1 protein-coding gene is annotated in these 635 nt (G+C 43.9%); it reads right to left on the reverse strand.

Translation table 11 applies throughout. The annotated features are described in order from the left end of the window. Nucleotides 1-33 precede the first annotated feature (33 nt). The coding region (locus PL85_RS18305; RefSeq protein WP_194645595.1) for an IS30 family transposase at nt 34-635 on the reverse strand (602 nt) is incomplete at its 5' end.

The following is a 635-nucleotide window of genomic DNA, read 5'->3' on the forward strand; positions in this document are numbered from 1 at the left end:
AAACTTAGTATCAAGTTTGAAGTGCGACACTTTCTACAGATGCGCATGAATATACTCCAGTGGTGTTCTATACCCAAGTCTTTTGCGTGGGCGCGTATTTAATTTATCTGCAATTTCATTACACAGCTTCTGTGTCACGTGTGACATGGAGGTTCGTTTTGGTAAGTATTGTCGTATCAAACCATTGGTGTTTTCATTAGTGCCTCGCTCCCATGAATGGTATGGATTTGCAAAGTAAAACAGGCAGTTATGATGTTTTTCTAGTTGTGCATAACCATGAAATTCAGTGCCGTTATCAGCAGTTATCGTCTTAAAAGGTAAGTCAGAGCGGGTCATGATTTTGCTCATTCTTACGTTGAGTGATTCGCTTGTTCTATCGTCCATTTGCCCCATAAAAGTGTAGCCAGTCATTCTGTCGACTAAAGTGACGATACAGTGCTTGGTTCCGCGGCCAACGACGGTATCAATTTCCCAGTGGCCAGGCTCTTTTCGATGCTCAGCGTCTGCAGGTCTTTCGGCAATATGACGCTTATTTGCCAGCCGTCCTCGACTGTCTTTTGAGTTGTACCTTTTACGCCTTTTCTTGGTGGATTGGCGTAGGTGTTTCCATAGCGTTCCACCGAGAGTTTTGTCGT

Source organism: Vibrio anguillarum (assembly GCF_001989995.2).
Lineage (GTDB): Bacteria > Pseudomonadota > Gammaproteobacteria > Enterobacterales > Vibrionaceae > Vibrio > Vibrio anguillarum.